Below are 24,343 nucleotides of genomic sequence, written 5' to 3'. Positions count from 1 at the left end.
ACTACAATCCGGCACAGCCAGCGCGGCGGGCCGCGCGTAACCCTTCCCGGTTGATCGACATGACGCAGGTTCAGGCTTCTTCTTCGGTGTCCGCTGCATCGGTTAGCGCCACTGCATCCGCCACCGCCCGCCGCCCGCGCGGCAAGGTCGCCGTGGGGCTGCTGGCCTGCCTGTTCGGCTCGTTTGGCGCGCATTGGTGGTACCTGGGCCGCCGCTACGCCTGGGCGGTAACGCTGCTGGCCATCGTCAGCCTGTTCTGCGCGTTTCGCTTCTACCCCGTCTGGTACGACAACCCGGCCTTCTTCCTGTTGTTCATCCCGATGATCGACGGCTTCATTGAAAGCGCCGTGTTCTCGCTGATGTCCGACGAGAAATTCGACCGGCGCTACAACCCCGACCTGGGGCGGCCCACATCCACGGGCTGGGGCCCGGTGCTGGTGGCGCTGCTGGCCTGCCTGGTGGGTTCGGTGGTGTCGATGTTCGCCATCGCGATGGTGGTGGTCTACGTCTGGGTCGCCATGGGCTGGCTGGACGGGCTGGTGCTGTAGCGCGGGATGCTGTCCGCCGCGGCGCTCATTGCTGCCCACGGCCTGCTGCGCTTTCCGCCCCCGCCCGGCGGCCCTATTCGCGCATCAACGCTTCGATTTCGGATGCCTGCACCGGCACCCCGCGCGTGATCAATTCGCAGCCTTCATCGGTAACCAGCGCATCGTCCTCGGTGCGGATGCCGATGTTCCAGTAGCTTTCCGGCACATCGTCCGAGGGGCGCACGTAGATGCCGGGTTCGATCGTCAGCATCATGCCCCGTTCCAGCGTGCGCCACGGCCGGTCGCCGGAGGGCTGGGCGGGGCCGGGTTGCCGATAATCGCCCACGTCGTGCACGTCCAGCCCCAGCCAATGGCCGGTGCGGTGCATGTAAAAGCGGCTGTAGTCGCCCGATTCCAGCACGCCGTCCAGGGACCCCTTCAGCAGCTTCAAGTCGATCATGCCCTGTGCCAGCACGCGCAACGCGGCGTCGTGGCCGTCGTTGAAGGTGCGCCCGGGCGCGGTGGCCGCCGCCGCGGCTTCTTGCGCGGCCACGGTCAGGTCGTACAGCGCGCGCTGCGGGCCGCTGTAGCGCCCGTTGACGGGAAAGGTCCGAGTGATGTCGCTGGCGTAGCTGTCGACTTCGCAGCCCGCGTCGATCAGCACCAGGTCGCCGTCGCGCAGCACGGCTTCGCCTGCAGGGTAATGCAGCACGCAGGCGTTGGCGCCCGCCGCGACGATGCTGTTGTAGGCCACGGCCTGGGCGCCGTGGCGGCGAAATTCATAGAGCAGTTCCGCTTCCAGTTCGTATTCGTGCATGCCGGGGCGGGCCACGCGCATGGCGCGGGCGTGCGCGCCGGCCGATATTTTGGCGGCGCGCCGCATGCTGGCGATTTCAGAGGCGTCCTTGATCAGCCGCATTTCCGCCAGCAACGGTCGAATGTCTTGTTGCCGACTGGGCGGCGCATGCCCGGCCCGCCCCGCATCACGCGCGGCGGACAGCCAGCGATGCAGGGGGCCGTCGCGATGCTTGTCGCCGGCCAGGGGCGCATACAGCGTGGGGTGGTCCAGCATCAGCTTTGGTATCAGTTCGTCCAGCGCATCGATCGGGTGCGCGTCGTCAAAGCCAAAGTAATCGGCGGCCGCTTCGGGGCCGAACCGCTTGCCTTCCCATATTTCATGTTCGACATGGCGCGGCCGGCAAAACAACAGCGCGCGATCCGTGGCGCCCGCGATCAGTACCAGCCAGGCTGCCGGCTCGGTGAAACCGGTCAGGTAGAAGAAGTCGCTGTCGTGGCGGTAAGGGAACTCGGCGTCGCGGTTGCGGATCGCCTCGGGGGCGGTCGGCAAGATGGCGATGCCGCCGCCGTCGGCGCGCATCCGTTCCATCAAGCGTTGGCGGCGGGCGGCAAAGGGAGCGATGTCGGCGGGAGGCAGGCTCATGGCGGGCAGGGGCGCGAGCCCCGCGAAAGGTGAGGGATGCGGCTTACTTTACCCCGCTATCGCGCGCGCACAACAGCAGAAACCCAACCGGCGCGGTCCAGGCGAATTTGACTGGACGGCGCGATTTGCGCTGCTACAATCGCGGCTCTGTCATTGGGGAGTAGCCATCCTTTGCCCCCAAAGGAGTTAGCGTCAACAGACTTGGTGATTCAGTGCCGCGTAGCGGTTGCTAGAACTCCATGGCGCTAACGGTTTCCATGCAAGCGGCCCGCCCGCCGCATGGATCAGCCAGGCGAGACCTTTGGCCGCGTAGCGTTCACCCTAGCCGGGCGAGCCGTTGCGTCGCGCCAATTGGTTTCTGCTCGTCCGGCTGCGTTCATATGTTGCTCACCCTGTTCCTGTTTTTCCTGTCCGCGGCAGTGATTTACTTCGCCTGCGAATTCTTCGTCAATGGCGTTGAATGGGTCGGACACCGCTTCCATCTGGGCGCTACCGCTACCGGCACCGTGCTGGCGGCCTTTGGCACGGCCTTGCCCGAAAGCGCGGTCACTTTCATGGCCGTCGTGTTCGGCGACACCCCTGAACAGAAAGACATCGGCGTCGGCGCAGCCATGGGCGGCCCCCTGGTGCTGGCGACCCTGGCATACGCGGTGGTGGGCATCGCGCTGTGGCGCGCCCGCCGTGGGGGCCAGCCGGAAAAAGCCAACTGTATCAACGCGGACCAGCGCCGGCTGGCCCGCGACCAGGCCTGGTTCATGGGCATTTTCGTTTTCAAGGTGGGGCTGGGCCTGCTGGCCTTTGCCTGGAAGCCCTGGCTGGGCATTCTGTTCCTGGCCACTTACGGCATGTACGTCAAACGCGAACTTAGCCATGACGAAGAACGGGCCGATTCCGAAGACCTCGAACCGCTTAAGCTGCGGCCCCGCGACACCGACCCGTCGATGTTCTGGGCGGCGATGCAAACGGTGCTGGCGCTGGTGGTGATTGCCGGTGCATCGCACGTGTTCGTCAACCAGATCGAGCTGCTGGGCGTCGCCATGGGCGCGTCCCCGCACGTGGCCGCCTTGTTGCTGGCGCCCGTGGCCACTGAGCTGCCTGAAATCATGAATGCGCTGATCTGGGTCCGGCAGGGCAAGGAACGGTTGGCGCTGGCGAATATTTCGGGCGCCATGATGATCCAGGCCACCATACCCAGCGCGCTCGGTATCTTCATGACGCCGTGGCTGCTGGATGCGCCCTTGCTGGCGGCGGGCCTGTTCACGATGCTGTCGATCGGCCTGTTGTGGCTGCGCTTTCGCCGCTCGGTCATGAGCGTGCCCGCGTTGTCGGCGGTGGGCGGTTTTTATGCCCTGTTCGCGGCCTATCTGGGCTGGCATTTCTACGCCTGACAGCAGCTGGCCTGTACGGAAAACATGGCGCACGGCCTGCCAGGCCCGCGCCGCTTTTCTTTTTTTGCGTCACTTGCGTCGTTGCACCGCAAAAACCTTGTCCATCAGTGGAAACCCGCGTAAAATCCGTCCGTTATCCATCCCAGGAGCAGTCTTCGTGAATACCGATTCCGGCGAAAGTAGTCGATCTTGCATCGACATCGCTGTCTGACAGGAAACACGCAGAGCTCCATCTGCCGCATCCTGTCATACAGGTTGCGGCGTATCCCAAGCCCAGGGTTCCAACCCGGGCAATAGCGCAAGCCTTCGGCTTGCCGGGAAATTCCCCAACGTAAACCGCCAGAACCGCCGCTAGTCGCAGCGTCAGCGTTCGTGCACGTCTTTTGTGCGCGTTTGCCATGCGCTGCGTCCGGCTGCACGCGTACTCGCGATCACGCTCCCCATTTTCGCAATGGAGGTCGTTATGCGTTTCTTCGACTTGTTCCTACGCCGCGCCGGCGTAGACCGTGCCACCGCCCTGGGCCGCCGTCGCGGCACGTCGCGTTTGACGGTCATTTGCCCGCGCGACGAACTGGGCGCCTTGCGCAAACAGATCTGCCTGGACTTCAGCGCCGCCGGCCTGGATGTCTCGCAAGTGCAGGTCGACCAAGGCCGCGACCCCAACCTGGCATCGGCTTGCATCACCGTCAATTGCCCGCCCGAACTGCGTGCTGAATTGATGTCGCAAGCGCGCCGCCTCAGCGCCAACCCCGCCGTGCGCCACGTGCATTTCGGCGCGCAAGCCGCCGCAATGGCTGCGTAACGCCCACTTGTCCCAGGAGAGATCATGCCTAGTGCCTTAGACCCCGACCCTCGATTGCGCCAAGTGCATGGCGCCGGCATGCCTGTCTGACCTGTCTTCTCGCCTGCGAGCCGACCGGCCGGACAGACTTCCGGTTCCGACGGACTCCGCAGCATTGAATCCCCGGCCTTACCGCGTCCCACTGACGAACGCGTCCACGGCGCCGGTTTCGATTCCCAGCTAGCTCCCTTTCCGTTTTTTGCACTCCGGCGCGATTCACCGCGATCCGGACACCGGCAACATTGCCCCGGTGCCTGCGCACGCCCGCATGGGCGGACCCACGGCTTTCCATCATGGCCGTGGCCCGTTCCTGCCCGCGTGGCCGGCGCCTGGGCGGGAAAGCCGTGTCTCCGACAAGAAATCCAAGAAAAACCGGAGCACTCCGATGTTTACCTTCCTGAAATCCTTCTTTTCGTCGGCCGCCGGCCGCCGCCGCGCAGGCCGTCACTTCCGCCGCACCCCCATTCTTGAACAGGGCGCTCAAACCGCCGTTGCGTCGACGCCGTCGGAGGCATCGCGGCGCGCCAACCGCCGCATGCTGGAGCAATCCCGCATGGGGCTGGACGCCTTGTTCACGCAGTTGGCCAGTGGCCGTGGCGGCTTGACGCAAGCCCAGGCCGACGCTGCCCGCGAACGCCACGGCGCCAACGAAGTCGACCACGAAAAGCCGCTGTCCTGGTATTCGCACCTGTGGCTGTCGTACCGCAACCCGTTCAATCTGCTGCTGACGGCGCTGGCCGGCCTGTCCTGGCTGACCGACGTGCGGATGGCCGAGGCCGACGACAAGTCGTGGACAGCCGTGGCCATCATCGGCTCCATGGTGGTGATTTCCACTGTGCTGCGCTTTGCCCAGGAACTGCGCTCGAACCGCGCGGCCGAAGCGCTGAAAGCCATGGTACAGAACACCGCTACCGTGCTGCGCGCGGACGTGTTGACGCCGGATGCCGCCAACGGCCGGCGCGTGTTCGGCGCCCCCCTGCACGACTCGGGCTCGTACCAGCTGGAAGTGCCGCTGGCTGAACTGGTGCCCGGCGACGTGGTGCTGCTTTCGGCCGGCGACATGATCCCCGCCGACTGCCGCATCCTGAACGCCAAGGACCTGTTCATCGCCCAGGCCGCCTTGACGGGCGAATCCCTGCCCGTTGAAAAGCACGCCGTCCAGCGCGAGGAAACCGACAACTCGCTAGAGCTGGAAAACATGGTTTTCATGGGCACCAACGTGGTCAGCGGATCAGGCAGCGCGCTGGTCATCGCCACCGGCGCCAATACCTACTTTGGTCAGCTGGCCGGCCGGGTCACCCAGGAAAGCCGTGCCCCGACGCAGTTTCAGCAGGGCATCAACCGTGTCAGCTGGGTGTTGATCCGCTTCATGCTGGTCATGGCTCCCATCGTCTTCGTCATCAATGGCGTCACCAAGGGCGATTGGCTGGAAGCCTTGCTGTTCGCGCTGGCAATCGCCGTGGGCCTGACGCCGGAAATGCTGCCGATGATCGTTACCGCCACGCTGGCCAAGGGCGCGTTGCGCATGTCGCGCCGCAAGGTCGTCGTCAAGCGCCTGGATGCGATCCAGAACCTGGGCGCGATGAACGTGCTGTGCACCGACAAGACGGGCACGCTGACGCAAGACCGTATCGTGCTGGAACGCCACACCGACGTGTACGGATCCAGCAGCGACGATGTGTTGGCCTATGCCTACCTGAACAGCTACTACCAGACCGGCCTGAAGAACCTGCTGGATGTGGCGGTGTTGCAGCATGCCGAAGTCAAGCGCAGCCTGAACCTGGCCACCAAGTACCGCAAGGTCGATGAGATTCCTTTTGATTTTTCGCGGCGGCGGATGTCCGTTGTCGTCAACGAAACGGAAAACGGCCGTGACCATCACGAGTTGATCTGCAAAGGCGCGCTGGAAGAAATGCTGACGGCGTGCACGGGCTTGCGCGTGGGCGATTCGGTATTTCCGCTAACCGACGCGCGGCGCGCGGATATCCGGCGCGTCACGGCCGAGCTGAACCGCGACGGGCTGCGCGTCATCGCGGTGGGCGTCAAGGAAATGCCGCCCACGCAACTGGCCTATGGCGTGGCCGACGAGTCGGACCTGGTGCTGGTGGGGTACATCGCCTTCCTGGATCCCCCCAAGGAATCGACCGGCCCGGCGCTGGCCGCGCTGAAGGCGTCCGGCATCGAGGTCAAGGTGTTGACCGGAGACGTGGAACTAGTCACGCAGAAAGTCTGCCGCGAGGTCGATTTCGAGGTGCGCGGCGTGTATCTGGGCGCGCAGATTGAAGCCATGGACGATGCGGAACTGGCAGTGGCGGTGCGCCAGGCCAACGTGTTTGCCCGCCTGACGCCCGCGCACAAGGAACGCATCGTGCGCAGCCTGCGTGCACAAGGCGATACGGTGGGGTTCATGGGCGACGGCATCAACGACGCCCCGGCCCTGCGCGCGGCCGACGTCGGTATTTCCGTGGATTCCGCGGTGGATATCTCGAAGGAAGCCGCCGACATCATCTTGCTGGAAAAGAGCCTGATGGTGCTGGAGGACGGCGTGATCGAAGGCCGCAAGACCTTCTGCAACATGCTCAAGTACCTGAAGATGACGGCCAGCTCGAACTTCGGCAATGTGTTCTCGGTGCTGGTCGCCAGCGCCTTCCTGCCGTTCCTGCCGATGCTGCCTATTCACCTGCTGCTGCAGAATTTGATGTACGACGTATCGCAAACGGCAATTCCCTTCGACAATGTCGACGAAGAACTGCTGAAGAAGCCGCAGCAATGGGATGCGGACGGCCTGGGCCGCTTCATGGTGTTCTTCGGCCCGATCAGCTCGCTGTTCGATATCGCGTTGTTCGGCATCATGTGGTTTGTGTTCCATGCCAATGCGCCCGAGCATCAGACGCTGTTCCAGTCCGGCTGGTTCGTTGAGGGCTTGCTGTCGCAGACGCTGATCGTGCACATGATCCGGACGCGCCGCATTCCTTTCCTGCAAAGCCGGGCGTCCTGGCCGTTGATGGCGATGACGGCAATGGTGGTGGTGCTGGGCCTGATGCTGCCGTTCTCGCCGCTGGCCGAGTACTTCCAGCTGCAAGCGTTGCCATGGGGCTATTTCCCCTGGCTGGTGGGGGTGTTGCTGAGCTACTGCGTGCTGACGCAGTTGCTCAAGGGTATTTGGGTACGTCGTTACGGCTGGCAATAAGGCCGCAATAAGGTCACATCTGGCGGGGCGGGCAAAGGCGCTCGCCCTGATAGGAGAAAGCATGAAAAAGGCATTCTGCGCGGTCGTCATGGCCGGTGGGCTGATTTTGTCGCCCGTGCTGGCCACGGCCGCCGCCGTCGAAGACTTCGGCCTGCACCTGTACGGCGTCGTCGATGCCGGGGTAGCGGTGACCAGCGTGTCCGGCCAAGGCAGCCACGCCGGCGTGCTGAACGGCGGGCTGACGGATTCACTTTGGGGGGTGTCGGGCACCGACGATCTGGGCGGCGGCTGGCGCAGCCGCTTCGGCCTTGAAAGCGGCTTCGACCCGTCCAGCGGCCAGCTGGAAGACGAGGGCCGCCTGTTCAACTACGCGGCCTGGGTCGGCCTGGGCAACGATACCTATGGCGAGGTGCGCCTGGGGCGCCAGCGCACCATCGGCCAGACGTTCGGCAACGCGCTGGAAATTGCGTCCTGGAAGGACATGGGCATGGGCGCCACGTTCAAGGCCTCGGACAACTTCCAGTTCAGCAATATGGTGAACGTGACGTCGGCGGACTGGAACGGCTTCCAGCTAGGCGCGGGCTACTCGTTCGATGCCGGCGACCAGAATCGGTTTCGGTCCAACCAGAACACCCGCGCGGTCAGCGCCGGGCTGAAGTACGAAAGCGGACCACTGCTGGCCGTGGCCACGTGGGATCAATTGCAGCTGGCCAGTTCCGATTCGGCAGCAGGGGCCAAGCGGCCCCGCGCCGTGCAATTGGGCGCGGCTTACGACTTTGAAGTGCTGAAACTGTCACTGGCGTGGTCGCGGCAACAAAACGGCTATGTCGGCCTGGACGGCGGCGACCCCGACAACCTGGGCCAGGGCCTGGGTCCGGCCCCGTTTGTCCAGGGCGGCACCATCAATGCCTGGCTGGTGGGCGCCAGCGTGCCGTTCGGCCCGGGCACCGTGCTGGTGCAGTGGTCCCTGGCGCGACCCGACTGGCAGTGGGACAACGGCATGACGGCGCGCAAGGCCCAGGTGGCGACCCTGGGTTATACCTATGCCTTGTCACCGCGCACGACGCTATACGGCTTTGCCGGGTACGCGTCCAACTACACGCTGGACGACCAGTTCGACCCCGCCCATTCCCACACCACGCGCGTCGGAGCGGGCGTTTCGCATCACTTCTGATCCTGCCGGCCCACCGGACCACGGGCCGGCGCGGTCTACTACAATCAGCCCACAGGCCGGCGCGCGCCGCCGGCCCCGTCTTTCCCGATGTCTTTCGGATGGCCCGCATGGATAGTCTTGAATGGCTCATACCCTGGGAGTTCTCTCCCACGTTGGTCGCCTCCTTCGTGGTGGCGATCGTGCTGTTCGTGCGCGGGCAACGCGTTCACCATGTGACCGGCGCGCGTCGCTTTTTCTTTTGGCTGGGGCTGGTGCTGCTGTATCTGTCGATGCATACGCGCGTCGACTACTACGCCGAACGGATGTTCTTCATCCACCGCATCCAGCATCTGGTGCTACACCATTTGGGTCCGCTGCTGGTGATGGCGGCATTTCCGGGCCAGGTCATGCGCGCCGGGCTGCCGATGTCCTGGCGCATCCGGCTGCGTGACTTTCTGCGCACGCGTAGCGGGCGGGTCACCGTTGCCGTACTGACCAACAAGATTTTCGTGCCGACGCTGTTCGTCTTCCTGGTGCTGGTCTGGCTGATTCCGTCCGTGCAGTTCTATTCCATGCTGGACTGGCGCCTGTATCGCCTGATGAACTGGTCCGTGGTGATCAGCGGCTTCATGTACTGGAACCTGATCCTGGATCGCCGCCCCGCGCCGCCCGCGGCCATGACGCCGGGCGGACGCGTGATTTCTCCGGTGCTGACCATGCTGCCGCAGATGGTGGCGGGCGCCGTCATCGCCTTCACTGAAAGCGATATCTATCCGTTGTTTGAGCTCTGTGGCCGCGCCATCGCCATGTCGGCGCAAACAGACCAGACCATCGGCGGCCTCACGATGTGGATTCCGGCTGCCTTGGTCGAGGTGATCGGCTTGATGGTGGCCTTGGGCACCTTGATGCGCTTGTCCGCCAAGGGGCGGCTGCGCAAGGTGGACCGCGATGCGCGCGCCCGGGCCAAGGCCCGTGCGGCGCTATCCGCCTGAACGTGGTTCAGGCGGGCCGGGGCTTATTCCGGCACCAGTCCGTGATACTTCTTGCCCAGCGCCACGGTGGCCTGGAACATCCCTGCCTTGTTGCCGCAGTCGTAGCGCACGCCGTCAAAGCGGTGCGCGAACACGGCGCGCTCGCGCATCAGCGAGGCAATGCCGTCCGTCAGCTGGATTTCGTTGCCCGCGCCCATCTTGGTTGAACGCAGGTGGTCGAAAATGGCGGCTTCCAGCACGTAGCGGCCCACGACGGCCAGCGTCGACGGGGCGGCATCGGGCTCGGGCTTTTCCACAATATGCGTGACGCGTTCCGTGCGCGGATCCAGATTCGCTTCGCCGGCGCGGGTGGCCACGATGCCGTACTTGCGGGTATCGGCGCGGGGCACATCCTGCACGCCCAACACGCTGGCGTTCTGGGCCACGGCCACATCCACCAATTGCTTCATGGCCGGCGTGTCGGCGTCGATCAGGTCATCGGCCAGCAATACGGCAAAGGGTTCGTCGCCCACGGCGGGGGCGGCCGACAGCACGGCGTGGCCCAGGCCCAGCGGCGCGGATTGGCGGATGTAGAGGCAATTGACATGCGCGGGTAGAATGCCCCGCACCATGGCAAGCAGCTCGTGCTTGGCTTTGCTTTCCAGGTCGGATTCAAGTTCCGGGGCCGAGTCGAAGTGGTCTTCGATGGCGCGCTTATTGCGGCCCGTCACGAAGATCAGATCGGTGATGCCGGCGGCGACCGCTTCTTCAACGGCGTATTGAATCAATGGCTTATCGACCACGGGCAGCATTTCCTTGGGCATCGCCTTGGTGGCGGGCAGGAAGCGGGTGCCCATGCCGGCGACAGGGAAAACGGCTTTACGGACGGGACGCATTGAGACCTCGTTGGGAGTATCGATGAAACATTTTAAGCTCATCGCTATCATAGGCTTATGAACCGCAGGAACATGCCATCCATTTGCGCTATTGCGAAACGAAGCGCGATTCTCGCCCTGAGCGCCGCGTTGATCGCCCCCTCCCTTCCCGTTGCCGCCTGGGCGCAACCGGTGGGTCTGCCAACCATGGGGGCCGCATCCGCCGCCGAGCTCTCGCCCATGCTGGAACGCAGCCTGGGCGAGGCCATCATGTCGCAAGGCCGGCGTGACCCGACTTATGTCGACGACCCCGAACTCAGCCAATACCTGACCACCATGGGCCGCAAGCTGGCGGCCTTTGCGCCGGGGGCCGTGCCCGACGTCGAAATGTTTGGCGTGCGCGACCCCGAAATCAACGCTTTTGCGATGCCGGGCGGATTTATCGGCGTCAATACCGGCCTGATCGTGTCCTCGGGCAGCGAATCGGAACTGGCCGCTGTGCTGGCGCACGAAATCGGCCACGTCGTGCAGCGCCACATCGCGCGCGGCATGACGCAGCAGAACCAGAACGGCATGGTGATGCTGGCCAGCCTGGCCGGCGCGTTGCTGGCCGCGCTGGCCGGTGGCGGCGGCAACCTGGCGATGGGCGTGGCGGCGTTTGGCCAGGCCGCCGCCATCAACCGCCAGCTGGGCTTTTCACGCGATGCGGAACGCGAGGCCGACCGGGCCGGTTTCCAGATGCTGACCAAGGCGGGGTACGACGCCGAGGGCATGTCCCAGATGTTCTCGCGGCTGATGAATGCGTCGCGCCTGAACGAAGGGGCCGGCGGCGGTTCATGGGCCAGCACCCACCCTTTGTCCATCGAACGGATGTCCGATGTCCAGAACCGGGTGCGGTCATTGCCGGCTTCGCGCCATATCGACAGCGACGATTTTTGGTACGTGCGCGCCAAGATGCGCGTGGTGCAGGGGCGCGACGCCGTCAGCCTGCGCTCGGCCGGGCAGCAATTGCAGGACGAGGCGCAAGCGCTGTCGGGGGTGCGGCAGTCGGCCGCCTATTACGGGCTGGCCCTGCAAGCGTTCCAGCGCAACAACCTGGCTGAAGCCGACCGGTACTGGAACCTGGCCACCGCAAACGGGCGCAATTCCGCGCAATTGGCCAAGCTTAGTGTCGACATCGCGCTGGCGCGCAAGGACACCGCCCGCGCCGTGGAGTTGGCGCAGGCCGCCGCCAAGCGCTGGCCGGACCAGCGGGCGCTGGGTATCGCCTATGCGCAGGCGTTGCAAAGCAACGGCCGCCATGCCGAGGCGCAGGATTATCTGCGCGCCAAGATCAAGCAATGGGGCAGCGACGAACCCAGCCTGTATCAGATGCTGGCGCAAAGCGAAGAGCGCAATGGCAAGCCCGTGCAGGCGCGCCGAGACCTGGCGCGGTTTTATGTCATGACCGGGGCGTTCGCCGCCGCCGAGTCGCAGCTACAGCAGGCGCGCGGCCTGTCGACCGACTTCTACGAGCAATCGCAGATCGACGTGCAGATCAAGGAAGTCAAAGACAAGCTGGCCGAAGAACGACAGCTGCTGGAACGCTTCAAATCGGGTTGATGGCAGGCGGCGATGCCGTAATGGCCGGGGTCATCCGGCCGCCGCTTGTGCCAGTGGCCAACTACTGCCGCGCTTACCGCTACAGCTACAGGCCCGTTTCGAAGAAGCGGCCCAGCCGCTGGGGCAGCCAGTTCAGGTGTGCGGGAAACGCGCCCGTCGGAAAGCCGGCATGGCCGCCGTCGCTGGGCTGGTGCAGCAGGATGGTGGGCGAGCAGTCTTCCGGCTTGGGCAGCGATGCCGCCGGAATGAAGGGGTCGTTGCGGGCGTTGAGCACCAGCGTGGGCACCGAGATCTTGGGCAGCCACGGCTTGCTGGACGCACGCGTCCAGTAGTCCAGCGCATTGCGAAACCCGTGCATCGGCGCGGTGTAGGTGTCGTCGAATTCGCGCAGGTCGTGCGCATGCGCGATACGCATCACGTCGATCGCGCCAGGAAAACGATGCGCCTTTTCCAATACCTTGTGCTTGAGCGTCTTCAGGAAATGCGCGGTGTAAACGCGCCGGTTGAAGATGCCGGTGGACAGGGTCTTGCCGCAGGCGACCAGGTCCAGCGGCACGGAAACGCCTGCCGCGGCGGTCAGCCAGGTGGTGTCTTCCTGGTGTTCACCCAGGTATTTCAATAGCGCATTGCCGCCCAGCGACACGCCCACCGCATGCCAGCGCGCGTGCGGAATGCGGTCGCGCACGGTCTTGAGCAGGAAGCCGACTTCAGCGGAATCACCCGAGTAATACGCGCGCGCCAAGCGGTTGGGCACGCCCGAACAACCCCGAAAATGCGCGATGACGACGATCCAGCCGCGCGCGCGGAAATAATGGGCAACGGACTGGGCGTAGCGGCTGTTGCTGCCGCCTTCCAGGCCATGGAACAGGATCAGCGCGGGGGTGTCCGGCGTTTGCGGCAGCGACTGCCAGTCGGGGGCCGTCATCCATCGCGCCGCGGCGGTCTTGCCATTGGCAACCGGGCCCTGTCCGCTGACAGGCGCACCGTCGGCAGCCTTGTGCGGAAACAGGCCGGGTCCGGTCCAGTCGAAGTCCACGAAATCGGTGTCGGGCGTGTCCACTCGGTCGCGCACGAAGGCGATCCGGTGGTATTGCGCGAACAAGGACGCGTAGACCGTCTGGCTGTCGCCTCCGGGTAACCAGGAGGGGACGGGGCATGGAGACGAGTCAAGACGAGCAGCGGCCAACTAAAAATCCACCCGATTCAATGCAGCATGTCGGGTACGTCGTGCAAGTCGAGCACCCCGGCTTCCGTGGGCGCCGACGACGAATGATGCATGACCATGCGCCATCCGGTTGGGCCCTTGTGGTAGATGTTCGTGGCGTAGCAGTTTGCAAACTGCGTGCCTTCGCGCGTGCGCACCGCCACCTGTTCAACCAGCACGTGCACCGCGCACATCATGCTGAGCATGACCAGCGGGCGCAGCGGACGGACATGCAGCGGACCGTTGGACAGCACCTGCTGCCAGGAGTCGTGCACCGCCGAGTGGCCGACAATGCGCAGGCCCCCGGGGTGGATGCAGACGACTTCTTCGTCGTCGGCCCACACCTGCATCAGGCGGACGCAGTCCCCCTGTTCCAGGGCTTCGTAGAACGCGTGTTCGGCTTCTTCGGGGGTGGCAAACATAGGGCTGCGGTAACCGTGGCGTTGAGCGTCGAAGGCGGCTGGCTTAGTGGTGGCCGTGCAGCACCGTGCCGGCCTTCAGGCGATATTGCGCGCCGCAGTAGGCGCAGCTTGCAGAGCCGGTACGGGCCACGTCAAGGAAGACGCGCGGGTGCATGCTCCACAGCGGCGCCTTCGGGCCGGGACAGAAAACGGGCAGGTCTTCAGCGCCGACTTCAATGACTTCGTGAGCGTTCGGGACGGCGGCCGGGGCAGCGGTCATGGATCTTCCTGAATAAAAAAACCGATAAACGGCGGGTTGGGCAATGTGCGGCCGGTATTGAACCCACCGCGCGAATCACAACTGACTTAGCCAGTGATGGTACTTCGGGACGCGGCCATTCACCATGGCCGATTTTGCGCCGCGCCAGGCCCGACCAGCCAAGAATTTTCAGGCGCGTATTGTATCAAGCGACGAGGTTACAATACCGGCCTATTCGCGCACCGGCGTGGTGCCATTCGGCCCACGCAATCCGTAAGAGTTCCCATGTCGTCCTGTCCGAACCGCCAGGGGCCAGCCGTTGTCCTCTGAATCCGCGCTTTCTGAATCCGAAGATCCCGGCGCGGTGCGCCAGCAACGCCTGAACGCCTTTCGCGCCGGCGTGCACGCTATCGTGCCTGCGTTGATCGCCACGGCAACCTGGGGCCTGGTGACGGGTGTGGCGATGGTCAAGTCGGGGCTGACCGAATCCATGGCGTTGGCCATGACGCTCTTGCTGTACGCGGGCTCGGCTCAGTTGACGTCGTTGCCGCTGATCGCCACGGGCGCACCGCTGTGGCTGATCTTCGCCGCCGGCTTTGTCGTGAACCTGCGCTTTCTGATTTTCGGTGCGGCCTTGCAGCCGTATTTCCGGCATCTGTCCTGGCCCAAGCGTTTGGGGCTGGGCTACTTCACCACCGATATGGGCTTCGTGCTGTTCATGCCGCGCTACGGCGATTCGGCCGAACGCGGCACGCGCGATCAACTCTGGTTCTTCCTGGGCACCATCGTGCCGGGGTGGCTGGTGTGGCAATCGTCTTCCATCGTCGGCATTTACCTGGGCACCATGGTGCCCACCGGCTGGTCGCTGGATTTTGCGGCGGTGCTGGCCCTGCTGGCGATTACCGTGCCGCTGGCCAATTCCAAGCCGATGCTGGTGTCCATGCTGGCCGCCGGCGTGGTGGCCTGGACGGGGCAGGTGCTGCCATTGCGGCTGGGCTTGGCCGCGGCCGTCATCGCGGGCGTCGTGGCCGGCATGTGGGCCGAACGATTCTTCAAGGCGCGTCCATGACCCTCTGGCCCTCCGAGATCTACGTCTATTCGGCGATCCTGTTGCTGGCCCTGTGCAGCGTCCTGACGCGCGCCGGCTTCATGCTTTTCGGCGATTACATTCCTTTGCCCGATGGCGTGCGGCGCGCGTTGCGCTATGCGCCCGCCGCCGCGCTGACCGCCATCGTCGTACCGGACCTCTTGCCCTGGAAGGCGGGCTTGGGGCCGGTGTTTGATTACAAGTTGGTGGCCGGTCTGGTCGCCATCCTGGTTTTTCTCCGCACCCGTAGCGCGGTGCTGGTGATCGTGGTCGGCATGCTGGTCTTGTGGGGGCTGCGCTGGCTGGCCGGCTGATGTTCGGCTTTCGATCATGATTAGTCCATCTGGTGGACAGTCTAAACCGGCTGGAAGCGGGCGTGCCCGTTGTCTGGCGGTGTTGCCGTACCCGTCTGAAACCACTCTTTGATGTTGTGGTAGGGCGCCTGCGCTAAAATCCACGTTATCCACAGCAATCCGGGCCTGGTACTGCCCTCATAAGTATCGAATCCCGAATGCGCCCGCTGGCCTGCAAGGCAGGGTGCCGATTGCCCGCGAAGCCGAATCCGCTTCGCGGCGATTTGCGTGCCGTCGCGATGCGACCACGCGTATTCAGATTGCCCCGATGCATATGTAGTGCAGTGCATGTAGCACTCTCGTTTTGTTCTTTTTCACTGGTCCCGGTATCTGCCAAACCCTGATGACTGAATCCACTCAATCCGTAGCACCCCCCGCCGACGCGCCCGCGCCGACGTTTGCCGATTTTGGACTGCACCCGCTGCTGCTCCAGTCCATCGCCGAAACCGGCTACACCATTCCGACGCCCATTCAGGCGCAAGCCATCCCCGTCGTGGTGGAAGGGCGCGACGTCATGGGCGCCGCCCAAACCGGCACCGGCAAGACGGCCGCGTTCACCGTGCCCATCCTGCACCGCCTGATGCCGCTGGCCAACACCAGCGCCTCGCCCGCGCGCCACCCGGTGCGCGCGCTGATCCTCACGCCCACGCGCGAGCTGGCCGACCAGGTGTTCGAAAGCGTCAAGCGCTACAGCAAGCAAACGCCCCTGCGTTCCGCCGTGGTGTTCGGTGGCGTGGATATCGGTCCGCAAAAAGAAGCGCTGCGTCGCGGCTGCGAAATCCTGGTGGCCACGCCCGGCCGCCTGCTGGACCACGTCGAACAAAAGAACGTGAACCTGAGCCAGGTCGGCATCCTGGTGCTGGACGAAGCGGACCGCATGCTGGACATGGGCTTTCTGCCCGACCTGGAACGCATCATCCGCCTGCTGCCCGCGCAGCGTCAGGGCCTGCTGTTTTCGGCCACGTTCAGCAACGAAATCCGCAAACTGGGCCGTTCGTACCTGAACCAGCCGGTCGAGATCGAAGTCGCGGCGCGCAATGCCACGGCCACCACCATCACGCAGATCGCCTACAAGATGTCCAGCGACGCCAAGCGCGCCGCCGTCGTGCATCTGGTGAAGTCGCGCGGCCTGAAGCAGGTGATCGTGTTTTCGAACACCAAGATCGGCACGGCCCGGCTGGCCCGCGAACTTGAACGCGATGGCGTCAAGGCCGAATCGATTCACGGCGACAAGACCCAGGCCGACCGCATGAAGGCGCTGGAAGCCTTCAAGGCCGGCGACCTGGAAGTGCTGGTGGCCACCGACGTGGCCGCGCGCGGCCTGGACGTGGCCGGCGTGCCTTGCGTCATCAACTATGACCTGCCGTACAACGCCGAAGACTACGTGCACCGCATTGGCCGGACCGGCCGCGCGGGCGCATCGGGCGAAGCCATTGCGCTGTTCACGCCGGATGAAGAACGTTTCCTGCTCGACATCGAAAAGCTGATCAAGCGCGAAGTGCCGCGCGGCACGCTGGACTTGCCGGCCGACGCCGTGGCGCGCAGCCATCGCCGCAGCGAAGACCGCCCGTCGTCCTCGTCCTCGTCCTCGCGCGAGGGTCGTGAATCAAGCCGTGAAGGAAGCCGTGGCGACCGCGGTGGCCGTTCATCCGATCGCCGCTCGGGCTACACGTCAGGCGGCTCGCGCCAACCGGTGGATGATTTCTTCCTGAAGCCCTACGAGCCCTCGGCGTCGTCTTCGTCCGAGCAAGAACCCGCGCCCAAGAACGACAGCGGTTCGTCGTCGCCCAAGCGCCAGGTGGCAGTGTTGCTGGGCGGCTCGCGCAAGAACTGATCGCCGCCCCGCGCCGCATAAAAAAAACCCGCAACGCCGTTTGGCCTTGCGGGTTTTTTTGTCGGTGCCGGGAATCAGGCGGCTAGCAGTTTTGGCAGATCGGGTAATTCGGAACTGACTGCCGGGCTGTTCGCGTCCACGCTTTCAATCAAGCGTTCCAGATGGCCGATGTGCGGCAACATGGGGCCATAGAACACCACGCGCGACCCGATTTGCACCAGCAGAGTCGGGAAGTTCTCGACATCGATATCGCCCAGCAGTTCGGCATGGTCTTCGATGTCTATCCAGGCGAACACGTGCTGCGGCAGGGCGTCTGCCAACGCCTCAAGCTTGGGCTTGTACTGTTCGCAGGTGTCGCACCAGGCCGCGCAGAAGCAGGCGATGAGCCAGGTGTCGGGGGTTGCGCTTAGCCGCGCGCGCAAGGCGGCCAGGTCAGAGCCGGGTACGAGTAGAGACATGTGAGCAGATCGGGGCGTGTTTGACTATCATACCCGGGATGTCCACCCCCTTTTTCAAGCTCTTATGACCGCTTTACGCCCCGATACCGCCGCGCCCGGCAATGGCCGATTCTCTGGCGCCGGCACGGGCGCCGTCAGCGTTGGCCAGGCGTTCAAGCGCGCGCTGGTGTCGCAATGCCATCCCACGATGCTGTTCGCGGTGCTGCTGCCGTTCCTGATTGCGCTGGTTGGCGCGTTCCTGTTGCTGTATCTGTTCTGGACGCCGTTGACCGACTGGCTGCGCGCCGAGGTGTCCCACTGGGACATGGTGAATCGCGCCGATGAATGGATGATCGCAATGGGCCTGTTTTCGCTCAAGATCTATCTCATCCCCGTCATTGCCGCCGCCATTTTGCTGCCCGTGTCCGGCATCCTGGGCCTGGCCATTGCCGCTGTTTTCGTGATGCCGCTTGTGCTGCGCCACGTGGGGCAGCGCGAATATGCCAGCGTGACGCCGCAGGGCAAGTTCTCGACGGCGGTCAGCGTATGGAACGCCATCTGGGTATCGGCCGCCTTCGCCGCCGGCTGGGTGCTGACGCTGCCCTTGTGGCTGGTGCCGCCCATGGCGATCATCCTGTCGATCTTCTGGTGGGCCTTTGCTTTTTCGCGGATGATGCGCGTGGACGCCATCGTGGAACACGCCAGCCCCGAAGAACGCAAGCTGATCCTGGAACGCAACAACGGCGGCTTCTGGACCATCGGGCTTATTTGCTCACTGCTGAACTTGCTGCCGCCCGCCTGGATTATCCTGCCGGTGTTTTCGGCGCTGGTCTACGCGCACTACGGCCTGGAAGCGCTTCGGCGTTTGCGCCAGGATCGTGTCATCGAAGCCTGACCGGCATTTAACCCTTACCGTTTTGGAACTGGACATGGCCGCAGAATCCGCCGCCCGTCGCATCGGTCTTATCATCGTTGGCGACGAAATCCTCTCGGGCCGCCGTCAGGACAAGCATTTTTCAAAGGTCGTCGAGCTCCTCAGTGCTCGCGGCATGCAACTGGGTTGGGCCGAATTCCTGCCCGACGACCGCGACACACTGGTGGCGGCCTACAAGCGCAGCTTCGCCACGGGCGACGTCGTGTTCTCCTGCGGCGGCATCGGCGGCACGCCTGATGACCACACCCGCCAAGCCGCCGCTGCCGCGCTGGGCTTGCCATTGGCGCTGCACCCGGAGGCCGAGCAGGCGATTGCGCTGCGCACCGCCGAAATGGCGGCCAAGGGCCAGGGCACGGCCGACATGAGCGCGCCGGAAAACCAGCAGCGCCTGCAAATGGGCGTGTTTCCGCAAGGCTGCGAGATCGTTCCCAACCCGTACAACCGTATTCCGGGCTTCTTCATCCACGACCACACCTTCGTACCCGGCTTTCCCGTGATGGCCTGGCCGATGCTGGAATGGACCCTGGACACGCGCTATCGTGCGCTGCAACATGTGCGCGCCCATGTCGAGCATTCTTTCCTGGTGTTCAGCATGCCCGAATCGCGCATCACGCCGGCTATGGTCAGCGTGGAAAGCCGCTGGCCCGACGTGCGCGCCTTCAGCCTGCCCAGCGTGGGCGAAGCGGGCGGAACGCCCCATATTGAGCTGGGCGTCAAAGGGGAACCGGCGGCCGCCGCCGAGGCGCTGGAGTTCCTGCGCGCCGAGGTGCTGCGCCTGGGCGGAAAGCTGGCGCCGCCTGCGGCGGCTTGATCTCGTCGCAAAAAAGCCATTGCAAAATGGCGTCTTAAATTTCACAATACGGGAAAGAACTGTTTGCTGCGTTGCCGCAAGGCCGGTCCTTTACGGCGTTGCGGCGCGAGCCTATCTCCCCCTATGCCCCGTCTGACGACACCCCGCACTCCCCTGGACGCCGAGACCGAAGGCGCGTCCGGCCACCCCATCGCCATCCAGGTCATCGAGCGAGCCATGCGCCTGCTTGACGCCCTGGCCGCGCAGCAAGACCCGGTCACCCTCAAGGAATTGTCGGCCACCACCGGCCTGCATGCCTCGACCGCGCACCGCATCCTGAACGACCTGGTCGTCGGACGCTACGTTGAACGCGTGGACAACGGCCTGTATCAGCTGGGCATGCGCCTGCTGGAATTGGGGTCGCTGGTGAAAGGGCGGCTGAACGTTCGCGAAGCGGCCATTTCCGCCATGCGGTCCCTGCACAAGCTAACGGGGCAGACCATCAACCTGTCGGTCCAGCAGGGCGACGAAATCGTCTATATCGACCGCGCCTGGAGCGAGCGCTCGGGCATGCAGGTGGTGCGTGCCATTGGCGGCCGTGCCCCGCTGCACCTGACCTCGACCGGCAAGCTGTTCCTGTCCACCGGCGATGCGCGCCAAGTGCGCGCGTACGCGCTGCGCACTGGCCTGGCCGGCCACACGCGCAACAGCCTGACCGACCTGGATCGCCTGGAACGTGAACTGGCGTTGGTGCGGCGCCATGGGTACGCCCGCGACAACGAAGAACTGGAGCTGGGCGTGCGTTGCATCGCCGCCGGCATTTTTGACGATACCGGCAAGCTGGTGGCGGGGCTGTCCATCTCGGCCCCGGCCGAACGCTTGCAGGATGACTGGATACGCGCGCTGGTCGATACCGCCGCCAGCATTTCCGAGGCGCTCGGCTACGAACCCTCGGTGTCCACCGGGTTCAACGGCTTGGGCATGGCGGCGGAAGCCTTGCGGCCCTGAGCAGTCCGCGCCCGCGCCGGTCCGGACCATGAAAAAAGCCCCTTTCGGGGCTTTTTTGCCATTCGGCCAGGGTCGGCCGTCAGCGTCAGCTTATTGCTGCTCGACGCCTGCCTTCTTGAACAGCTCGGCCCATTGCGGAACCTGCTGCTTGACCTTGGCCTCAAGTGCCTGCGGGTTGGCTTCGGCCGTCAGCACCGTGGCACCAAGCTGCTTCATGCGTTCCTGGAACTTCGGGTCGGCCAGGCCGGCCTGCAAGCTCTTGATCAGCTTGTCCACCACCGGCTTGGGCGTGCCCTTGGGCACCCACATCCCGTGCCAGATGCCCACTTCGAAACCCTTGTAGCCGGATTCGTCCATGGTCGGCAGCTTGTCCAGCGTGGGCACGCGCTTCAGGCTGGTCACGGCATAGGCCTTGACCTTGCCGCTTTCGATCTGCTGCGTCGTGTTGGTGGTCTGGTCGCACAGCAGGTCGACCTGCTTGCCCAGCAAATCGTTCATGGCGGGCGCGGTGCCCTTGTACGGAATCGTCAGCAGCTGGACGCCCAGCGCTTCCACCAGCATGGTGCCGCACAGGTGGCTGGCCGCGCCGATGCCGGCGTTGGCCAGCGAGACCTTGTCCTTGTTCTGTTTGACGTATTCGGCCAGTTCCTTGATGTTGTTCGGCGGGAAGTCCGAACGCGCGATGATGGTCATGGGCACGTCGACCACCAGGCCGATGGGCTCAAAGCTCTTGTACGGGTCGTAGCCGGGGTTCTTGTACAGGGACGGCGCCGTGGAGAAGCCGGCGTGCATCAGCAGAATGGAATAGCCATCGGGCTGGGCGCGCGCAACCTGCGTGGTGCCGATGGTGCCGCCGGCACCGCCCTTGTTCTCAACCACGACCGTCTGTCCCAGGCTCGGCCGCATGGCTTCAGCCAGCGATCGGGCGACGTTGTCGGTCGGGCCGCCTGCGGCGAACGGCACCACCATATTGATGGGGCGTTCCGGAAATTCCGCTTGGGCGGCGCCAGCCGCGAACATGGCGCTGGCCGCGAGCAGGGCCGTAAGCGTGCGGGGAATAAAGGTCATGAAGTCTCCAATTGCAGGGTTTTGCTTGCTGCGATTTAGTTTTTGGCCGCTGACTTATGGATTGTTTTTTCTGTCATCAGCGTGAAAGCAGTTTAGAAAAGAATTGATACGCCGTCATGTCGGGTTTTTCCCGAAGCAGGGCAAAACCTTGTTCTGGATCAATGGCGTGCACGCGCCTGCACCGTTAAAGTGCAAATACTTGTTGCGTTGCACAAAAACTGCTTGACAGCAATTTGTGGCAGTCTAGAATGTGAATTGTGCAGTGCATCAAACGGGCCGGCGGTAGCTTGTAGTACCAGTTTCCGCGCACGTTCCTATTTCTCGTCGCAGACACCAATCCTTCTTGCCGGAAAGCTTCCGGCTACCCCTAAAGGAGCATTCTATGAGCGCAATTCCGCAGCAAGTCCTGGATCGCCAAAAGGCAAGCATCAACACTTTTGTGGCTGCCCAGTCCGCCGTTTTCGCCGGCTTTGAAAAGCTGGTTGAGCTGAACATGAAGGTTGTGCGCGCCACGCTGGACGAAGTCGCCCAGAAGTCGCAACAAGCCTCTGAAGTCAAGGATCCGCAGGAAGCCGCCGCGTTTGCGTCGGGCCTGCTGCAGCCGGGCGCTGAAAAGGCCATGGCTTACACCAAGCACGTGTACGACATCGTTGCCGGCGTGCAAGGCAGCCTGGTCAAGCTGACCGAAGAGCAAATCGCTGAAAGCCAGCAGCAACTGAGCGAAGCCGTCGACCAACTGTCGAAGAACGCTCCGGCCGGTTCGGAAAGCGCCGTTGCCCTGATCAAGTCCTCGCTGGCCACCGCGACCAGCGCCTACGACTCCGTGACCAAGGCTGCCAAGCAGGCCGCTGAAGTCGCCGAATCGAACCTGAATGCCGCCGCCAACGCGACCTTCAAGGCTGCGACGGATGCTGCCGACGCCGCCACCAAGGTTGCCAGCCGTAGCCGTCGCACCGCCTGAGTCCTGGCGCGCGATGCTGCGCAAATCGCAGTAATGTAGTACTGTTGAGTGACAGAGCAGAGCTGGAATTAGGGCCACCCACCGGGTGGCCCCTTTTTTTTGTCCCGCATTTTGCGCTGCGCGCCGCGAGCGTGGGGAGGCAGCGTTCAGCGCTTTGCCGTAGCCCGCACGCATTCGCCCACCAGGGCGGGGCCCCGGTAGATCAAGCCGGTGTACAGCTGCACGGCATCCGCCCCGGCGTCCATCTTTTCGCGGGCCTGTGCGCCCGACAACACGCCGCCCACTCCGATAATCGCCAGGCTGTTACCCAGCTGAGCCTTCAGGCGGCGAATCACTTTCAATGACAGCTCGTGCACCGGCGCGCCCGACAGGCCGCCGGCTTCTTCGGCATGCGCTTGGCCGGTGACCGCATCGCGCGACAGCGTGGTGTTGGTGGCGATGACGCCGTCAATGCCATGGCGGGGCAGCGTGTCAGCGATGGCGTCGATCTGTTCTTCGGTCAGGTCGGGGGCGATCTTTACCGCCATGGGCACGCGGCGCTGGTGCTGGTCTTCCAGCGCACGGCGCTTGTCGGCCAACTGCCCGAGCAAGGCCGAGAGCTCGTCCCCGCTTTGCAGCGCGCGCAAATTCTTGGTGTTGGGCGACGAAATATTCACCGTCACGTAATCGGCATGCGGGTACACGCCCTCCAGCCCGATCAGGTAGTCATCAGCGGCGCGCTCGATCGGCGTGTCCGCGTTCTTTCCAATATTCAGGCCCAGGATGCCGCCTTGCTTGCGCCACTGGCTGCGCTGCACGTTCGCCAGGAACGCGGGCAGGCCCTGGTTGTTGAAGCCCAGCCGGTTGATCAGCGCGTTGGCGCGCGGCAGGCGGAACATACGCGGCTTGGGGTTGCCGGGTTGCGCGCGAGGCGTCACGGTGCCGACTTCAATGAAACCAAAGCCCAGGTTACCCAGCGCGTCGATATAGGCGCCGTTCTTGTCCAGCCCCGCCGCCAGCCCGATGGGGTTGGCCAGCCGCATGCCCATCAGCGTGCTAGGCGCCGAGGGCTGCGCATGCATCAGCTTGCGCGTCGCGCCGCATTCATAGGCGCGTTGCAGGCCCGACAGCGTGACTTCGTGGGCGGTTTCCGCGTCCATGGCAAAAAGCGCCGGGCGGGCCAGGGGGTAGGCGTGGAAGAGGATAGACATGGGGCGGAATTGTAGAGCCAATTTCGCCGCGCTTGCCGCAATCGGGCCGCGCACCGTACGGCACGATCAAAGGGACAGGTAGTCCTGATTCCGCCATTCCCCGTCGACAAGAAACTGCGCGGGTTGGAAGCTGGACTTGTAAGACATCTTGCGGCTTTCGGCGATCCAGTAGCCCAGGTACAGCCACGGCAGGTTCAACGTGCGGCACTGCTCGATCTGCCACAGGATGCTGTAGGTGCCCAGGCTGCCCTCGATATCGGGGTCGTAAAAGGTATAGACCGACGACAGCCCGTCATCCAGCACGTCGATGATGGACACCATCATCAGCACACCGTCCGCGTCGCGAAATTCAACCAGCCGCGTGTTGACCCGGCTGGTCAGCAGAAACTGCGCATATTGCGTGCGGCTGTCCTCGTCCATGCCGCCGCCTGGATGCCGGCCTTGCTGGTAGCGCGTATACAGCCGGTAGTGCTCGGGCGACCACGCCAATTCCGCAACGAACGACTGCAACGATTGGTGATCGCGCCACGCCCGCCGCTGGCTGCGGTTGGGGGCAAAGCCCGACGTGTCGACACGCACCGGCACGCAGGCATGGCAGTTGTCGCAATGGGGACGGTACGTGAACAGCCCGCTGCGGCGAAAGCCCTGTTCGACCAGTTGGGAATAGGTGCCCGCGTTGATCAGATGCCCGGGCGCGGCAACCTGCGACCGCGCCTGGCGGCCCGGCAGGTAGCTGCACGGGTAAGGCGCGGTTGCATAGAACTGCAGCGTGGAGAAGGGAAGTTCTTTGAGCTGGCTCATGGGGAAGTGCGCATCGCGCGGTACGTCC

Annotated in this window: 23 protein-coding genes and 1 riboswitch; of the genes, 14 read left to right on the top strand and 9 right to left on the bottom strand. The window is 64.2% G+C overall.

The features are described 5' to 3' along the window. Positions 1-59: 59 nt before the first annotated feature. Entirely contained in the window at positions 60-548 is a 489-nt protein-coding gene (locus tag AC0Z35_RS17500) for a TM2 domain-containing protein (RefSeq protein WP_082134374.1), read from the top strand. Positions 549-621: 73 nt separating this feature from the next. On the opposite strand, the gene AC0Z35_RS17495 is transcribed toward AC0Z35_RS17500, so the two are convergent. Further along, positions 622-1,968: an aminopeptidase P N-terminal domain-containing protein gene (locus AC0Z35_RS17495; protein ID WP_485132221.1), complete on the bottom strand. Its 1,347-nt coding sequence runs from the start codon at positions 1,966-1,968 to the stop codon at positions 622-624. A gap of 136 nt (positions 1,969-2,104) precedes the next feature. Next, positions 2,105-2,269, top strand: a riboswitch (yybP-ykoY riboswitch). 79 nt (positions 2,270-2,348) lie between these two features. On the opposite strand from AC0Z35_RS17495, the gene AC0Z35_RS17490 reads away from it, so the two are divergent. The 5 genes from AC0Z35_RS17490 to AC0Z35_RS17470 all read left to right on the top strand — a co-directional run bounded on the left by AC0Z35_RS17490 (position 2,349) and on the right by AC0Z35_RS17470 (position 9,532). Further along, positions 2,349-3,356 carry a sodium:calcium antiporter gene (locus tag AC0Z35_RS17490; protein WP_046803482.1) on the top strand — a complete coding sequence of 336 codons (1,008 nt, stop codon included), beginning with the start codon at positions 2,349-2,351 and terminating at the stop codon, positions 3,354-3,356. A gap of 463 nt (positions 3,357-3,819) precedes the next feature. After that, the gene (locus tag AC0Z35_RS17485) at positions 3,820-4,158 is read left to right on the top strand and encodes a hypothetical protein (RefSeq protein WP_039882806.1); all 339 of its coding nucleotides are present in this window, start codon (positions 3,820-3,822) and stop codon (positions 4,156-4,158) included. Positions 4,159-4,582: 424 nt separating this feature from the next. Next, on the top strand, positions 4,583-7,387 hold the full coding sequence (gene mgtA / locus AC0Z35_RS17480) for a magnesium-translocating P-type ATPase (protein ID WP_485132222.1): 2,805 nt from the start codon (positions 4,583-4,585) through the stop codon (positions 7,385-7,387). A gap of 61 nt (positions 7,388-7,448) precedes the next feature. Then, complete coding sequence (locus AC0Z35_RS17475; RefSeq protein ID WP_485132223.1) at positions 7,449-8,561, top strand: porin; 1,113 nt, start codon at positions 7,449-7,451, stop codon at positions 8,559-8,561. Between the two features lie 98 nt (positions 8,562-8,659). Next, positions 8,660-9,532 carry a cytochrome c oxidase assembly protein gene (locus AC0Z35_RS17470; RefSeq protein ID WP_104143544.1) on the top strand — a complete coding sequence of 291 codons (873 nt, stop codon included), beginning with the start codon at positions 8,660-8,662 and terminating at the stop codon, positions 9,530-9,532. A gap of 23 nt (positions 9,533-9,555) precedes the next feature. Here AC0Z35_RS17470 and galU read toward each other — a convergent pair whose 3' ends face one another. Next, positions 9,556-10,407 (bottom strand): UTP--glucose-1-phosphate uridylyltransferase GalU, encoded by an 852-nt coding sequence (gene galU, locus AC0Z35_RS17465; RefSeq protein WP_046803479.1) that lies wholly within the window; start codon positions 10,405-10,407, stop codon positions 9,556-9,558. Between the two features lie 57 nt (positions 10,408-10,464). Here galU and AC0Z35_RS17460 point away from each other — a divergent pair, with 57 nt between their 5' ends. After that, positions 10,465-11,988: a M48 family metalloprotease gene (locus tag AC0Z35_RS17460; RefSeq protein ID WP_046803478.1), complete on the top strand. Its 1,524-nt coding sequence runs from the start codon at positions 10,465-10,467 to the stop codon at positions 11,986-11,988. A gap of 85 nt (positions 11,989-12,073) precedes the next feature. Here AC0Z35_RS17460 and AC0Z35_RS17455 read toward each other — a convergent pair whose 3' ends face one another. From AC0Z35_RS17455 to AC0Z35_RS17445, 3 genes are read right to left on the bottom strand one after another with little or no spacing between them, the layout of a single operon-like run. Beyond that, positions 12,074-13,174, bottom strand: a complete 1,101-nt coding sequence (locus AC0Z35_RS17455) for a YheT family hydrolase (RefSeq protein WP_046803477.1) — start codon at positions 13,172-13,174, stop codon at positions 12,074-12,076. 17 nt (positions 13,175-13,191) lie between these two features. After that, complete coding sequence (locus AC0Z35_RS17450) at positions 13,192-13,614, bottom strand: YybH family protein (protein WP_006217685.1); 423 nt, start codon at positions 13,612-13,614, stop codon at positions 13,192-13,194. 43 nt (positions 13,615-13,657) lie between these two features. Beyond that, positions 13,658-13,873, bottom strand: coding sequence for a zinc-finger domain-containing protein (locus tag AC0Z35_RS17445; protein WP_006217686.1), 216 nt, complete (start codon positions 13,871-13,873; stop codon positions 13,658-13,660). Positions 13,874-14,171: 298 nt separating this feature from the next. Here AC0Z35_RS17445 and AC0Z35_RS17440 point away from each other — a divergent pair, with 298 nt between their 5' ends. From AC0Z35_RS17440 to AC0Z35_RS17430, 3 genes are all read left to right on the top strand, one after another. Further along, entirely contained in the window at positions 14,172-14,921 is a 750-nt protein-coding gene (locus AC0Z35_RS17440; RefSeq protein ID WP_046803476.1) for an AzlC family ABC transporter permease, read from the top strand. Further along, entirely contained in the window at positions 14,918-15,253 is a 336-nt protein-coding gene (locus tag AC0Z35_RS17435; RefSeq protein WP_046803475.1) for an AzlD domain-containing protein, read from the top strand. Before AC0Z35_RS17440 ends, AC0Z35_RS17435 begins: the two co-directional genes overlap by 4 nt. A 382-nt stretch (positions 15,254-15,635) precedes the next feature. Beyond that, positions 15,636-17,126, top strand: a complete 1,491-nt coding sequence (locus tag AC0Z35_RS17430; RefSeq protein WP_104143545.1) for a DEAD/DEAH box helicase — start codon at positions 15,636-15,638, stop codon at positions 17,124-17,126. Between the two features lie 74 nt (positions 17,127-17,200). Here AC0Z35_RS17430 and AC0Z35_RS17425 read toward each other — a convergent pair whose 3' ends face one another. Continuing rightward, positions 17,201-17,584 carry a thioredoxin family protein gene (locus AC0Z35_RS17425; protein ID WP_104143546.1) on the bottom strand — a complete coding sequence of 128 codons (384 nt, stop codon included), beginning with the start codon at positions 17,582-17,584 and terminating at the stop codon, positions 17,201-17,203. Positions 17,585-17,648: 64 nt separating this feature from the next. Between AC0Z35_RS17425 and AC0Z35_RS17420 the strand changes: the two genes are divergently transcribed. The 3 genes from AC0Z35_RS17420 (at position 17,649) to AC0Z35_RS17410 (ending at position 20,295) form a co-directional block, all read left to right on the top strand. Further along, positions 17,649-18,458: an EI24 domain-containing protein gene (locus tag AC0Z35_RS17420; protein ID WP_046803473.1), complete on the top strand. Its 810-nt coding sequence runs from the start codon at positions 17,649-17,651 to the stop codon at positions 18,456-18,458. A 34-nt stretch (positions 18,459-18,492) separates the two neighbouring features. After that, the gene (locus AC0Z35_RS17415; protein WP_046803472.1) at positions 18,493-19,308 is read left to right on the top strand and encodes a competence/damage-inducible protein A; all 816 of its coding nucleotides are present in this window, start codon (positions 18,493-18,495) and stop codon (positions 19,306-19,308) included. Positions 19,309-19,431: 123 nt separating this feature from the next. After that, positions 19,432-20,295: an IclR family transcriptional regulator gene (locus AC0Z35_RS17410; protein WP_104143548.1), complete on the top strand. Its 864-nt coding sequence runs from the start codon at positions 19,432-19,434 to the stop codon at positions 20,293-20,295. Positions 20,296-20,385: 90 nt separating this feature from the next. Here AC0Z35_RS17410 and AC0Z35_RS17405 read toward each other — a convergent pair whose 3' ends face one another. Then, complete coding sequence (locus tag AC0Z35_RS17405) at positions 20,386-21,363, bottom strand: tripartite tricarboxylate transporter substrate binding protein BugD (RefSeq protein WP_104143549.1); 978 nt, start codon at positions 21,361-21,363, stop codon at positions 20,386-20,388. Positions 21,364-21,745: 382 nt separating this feature from the next. Between AC0Z35_RS17405 and AC0Z35_RS17400 the strand changes: the two genes are divergently transcribed. Further along, positions 21,746-22,324 carry a phasin family protein gene (locus AC0Z35_RS17400; RefSeq protein ID WP_046803469.1) on the top strand — a complete coding sequence of 193 codons (579 nt, stop codon included), beginning with the start codon at positions 21,746-21,748 and terminating at the stop codon, positions 22,322-22,324. A gap of 146 nt (positions 22,325-22,470) precedes the next feature. On the opposite strand, the gene AC0Z35_RS17395 is transcribed toward AC0Z35_RS17400, so the two are convergent. Both AC0Z35_RS17395 and AC0Z35_RS17390 read right to left on the bottom strand, forming a co-directional pair. After that, entirely contained in the window at positions 22,471-23,514 is a 1,044-nt protein-coding gene (locus tag AC0Z35_RS17395; RefSeq protein ID WP_485132224.1) for a quinone-dependent dihydroorotate dehydrogenase, read from the bottom strand. 66 nt (positions 23,515-23,580) lie between these two features. Next, on the bottom strand, positions 23,581-24,315 hold the full coding sequence (locus AC0Z35_RS17390) for an arginyltransferase (RefSeq protein WP_104143552.1): 735 nt from the start codon (positions 24,313-24,315) through the stop codon (positions 23,581-23,583). Positions 24,316-24,343 lie beyond the last annotated feature (28 nt).

Source organism: Achromobacter sp. 1L-A-4-B-C2, from assembly GCF_057291955.1.
The sequence above is the reverse complement of the archived record's forward strand: the minus strand, read 5'-3'. Positions and strand labels throughout refer to the sequence as shown.

What these genes read in the sequence shown, in the direction of transcription:
- AC0Z35_RS17500 (WP_082134374.1), top strand. Translation starts at nt 60, where the DNA reads ATGACGCAGGTTCAGGCTTCTTCTTCGGTGTCCGCTGCATCGGTTAGC.
- AC0Z35_RS17400 (WP_046803469.1), top strand. Translation starts at nt 21,746, where the DNA reads ATGAGCGCAATTCCGCAGCAAGTCCTGGATCGCCAAAAGGCAAGCATC.
- mgtA (WP_485132222.1), top strand. Translation starts at nt 4,583, where the DNA reads ATGTTTACCTTCCTGAAATCCTTCTTTTCGTCGGCCGCCGGCCGCCGC.
- AC0Z35_RS17420 (WP_046803473.1), top strand. Translation starts at nt 17,649, where the DNA reads ATGACCGCTTTACGCCCCGATACCGCCGCGCCCGGCAATGGCCGATTC.
- AC0Z35_RS17445 (WP_006217686.1), bottom strand. Translation starts at nt 13,873, where the DNA reads ATGACCGCTGCCCCGGCCGCCGTCCCGAACGCTCACGAAGTCATTGAA.
- AC0Z35_RS17405 (WP_104143549.1), bottom strand. Translation starts at nt 21,363, where the DNA reads ATGACCTTTATTCCCCGCACGCTTACGGCCCTGCTCGCGGCCAGCGCC.
- AC0Z35_RS17475 (WP_485132223.1), top strand. Translation starts at nt 7,449, where the DNA reads ATGAAAAAGGCATTCTGCGCGGTCGTCATGGCCGGTGGGCTGATTTTG.
- AC0Z35_RS17485 (WP_039882806.1), top strand. Translation starts at nt 3,820, where the DNA reads ATGCGTTTCTTCGACTTGTTCCTACGCCGCGCCGGCGTAGACCGTGCC.
- AC0Z35_RS17410 (WP_104143548.1), top strand. Translation starts at nt 19,432, where the DNA reads ATGCCCCGTCTGACGACACCCCGCACTCCCCTGGACGCCGAGACCGAA.
- AC0Z35_RS17430 (WP_104143545.1), top strand. Translation starts at nt 15,636, where the DNA reads ATGACTGAATCCACTCAATCCGTAGCACCCCCCGCCGACGCGCCCGCG.
- galU (WP_046803479.1), bottom strand. Translation starts at nt 10,407, where the DNA reads ATGCGTCCCGTCCGTAAAGCCGTTTTCCCTGTCGCCGGCATGGGCACC.
- AC0Z35_RS17390 (WP_104143552.1), bottom strand. Translation starts at nt 24,315, where the DNA reads ATGAGCCAGCTCAAAGAACTTCCCTTCTCCACGCTGCAGTTCTATGCA.
- AC0Z35_RS17460 (WP_046803478.1), top strand. Translation starts at nt 10,465, where the DNA reads ATGAACCGCAGGAACATGCCATCCATTTGCGCTATTGCGAAACGAAGC.
- AC0Z35_RS17435 (WP_046803475.1), top strand. Translation starts at nt 14,918, where the DNA reads ATGACCCTCTGGCCCTCCGAGATCTACGTCTATTCGGCGATCCTGTTG.
- AC0Z35_RS17395 (WP_485132224.1), bottom strand. Translation starts at nt 23,514, where the DNA reads ATGTCTATCCTCTTCCACGCCTACCCCCTGGCCCGCCCGGCGCTTTTT.
- AC0Z35_RS17495 (WP_485132221.1), bottom strand. Translation starts at nt 1,968, where the DNA reads ATGAGCCTGCCTCCCGCCGACATCGCTCCCTTTGCCGCCCGCCGCCAA.
- AC0Z35_RS17425 (WP_104143546.1), bottom strand. Translation starts at nt 17,584, where the DNA reads ATGTCTCTACTCGTACCCGGCTCTGACCTGGCCGCCTTGCGCGCGCGG.
- AC0Z35_RS17450 (WP_006217685.1), bottom strand. Translation starts at nt 13,614, where the DNA reads ATGTTTGCCACCCCCGAAGAAGCCGAACACGCGTTCTACGAAGCCCTG.
- AC0Z35_RS17490 (WP_046803482.1), top strand. Translation starts at nt 2,349, where the DNA reads ATGTTGCTCACCCTGTTCCTGTTTTTCCTGTCCGCGGCAGTGATTTAC.
- AC0Z35_RS17415 (WP_046803472.1), top strand. Translation starts at nt 18,493, where the DNA reads ATGGCCGCAGAATCCGCCGCCCGTCGCATCGGTCTTATCATCGTTGGC.
- AC0Z35_RS17470 (WP_104143544.1), top strand. Translation starts at nt 8,660, where the DNA reads ATGGCCCGCATGGATAGTCTTGAATGGCTCATACCCTGGGAGTTCTCT.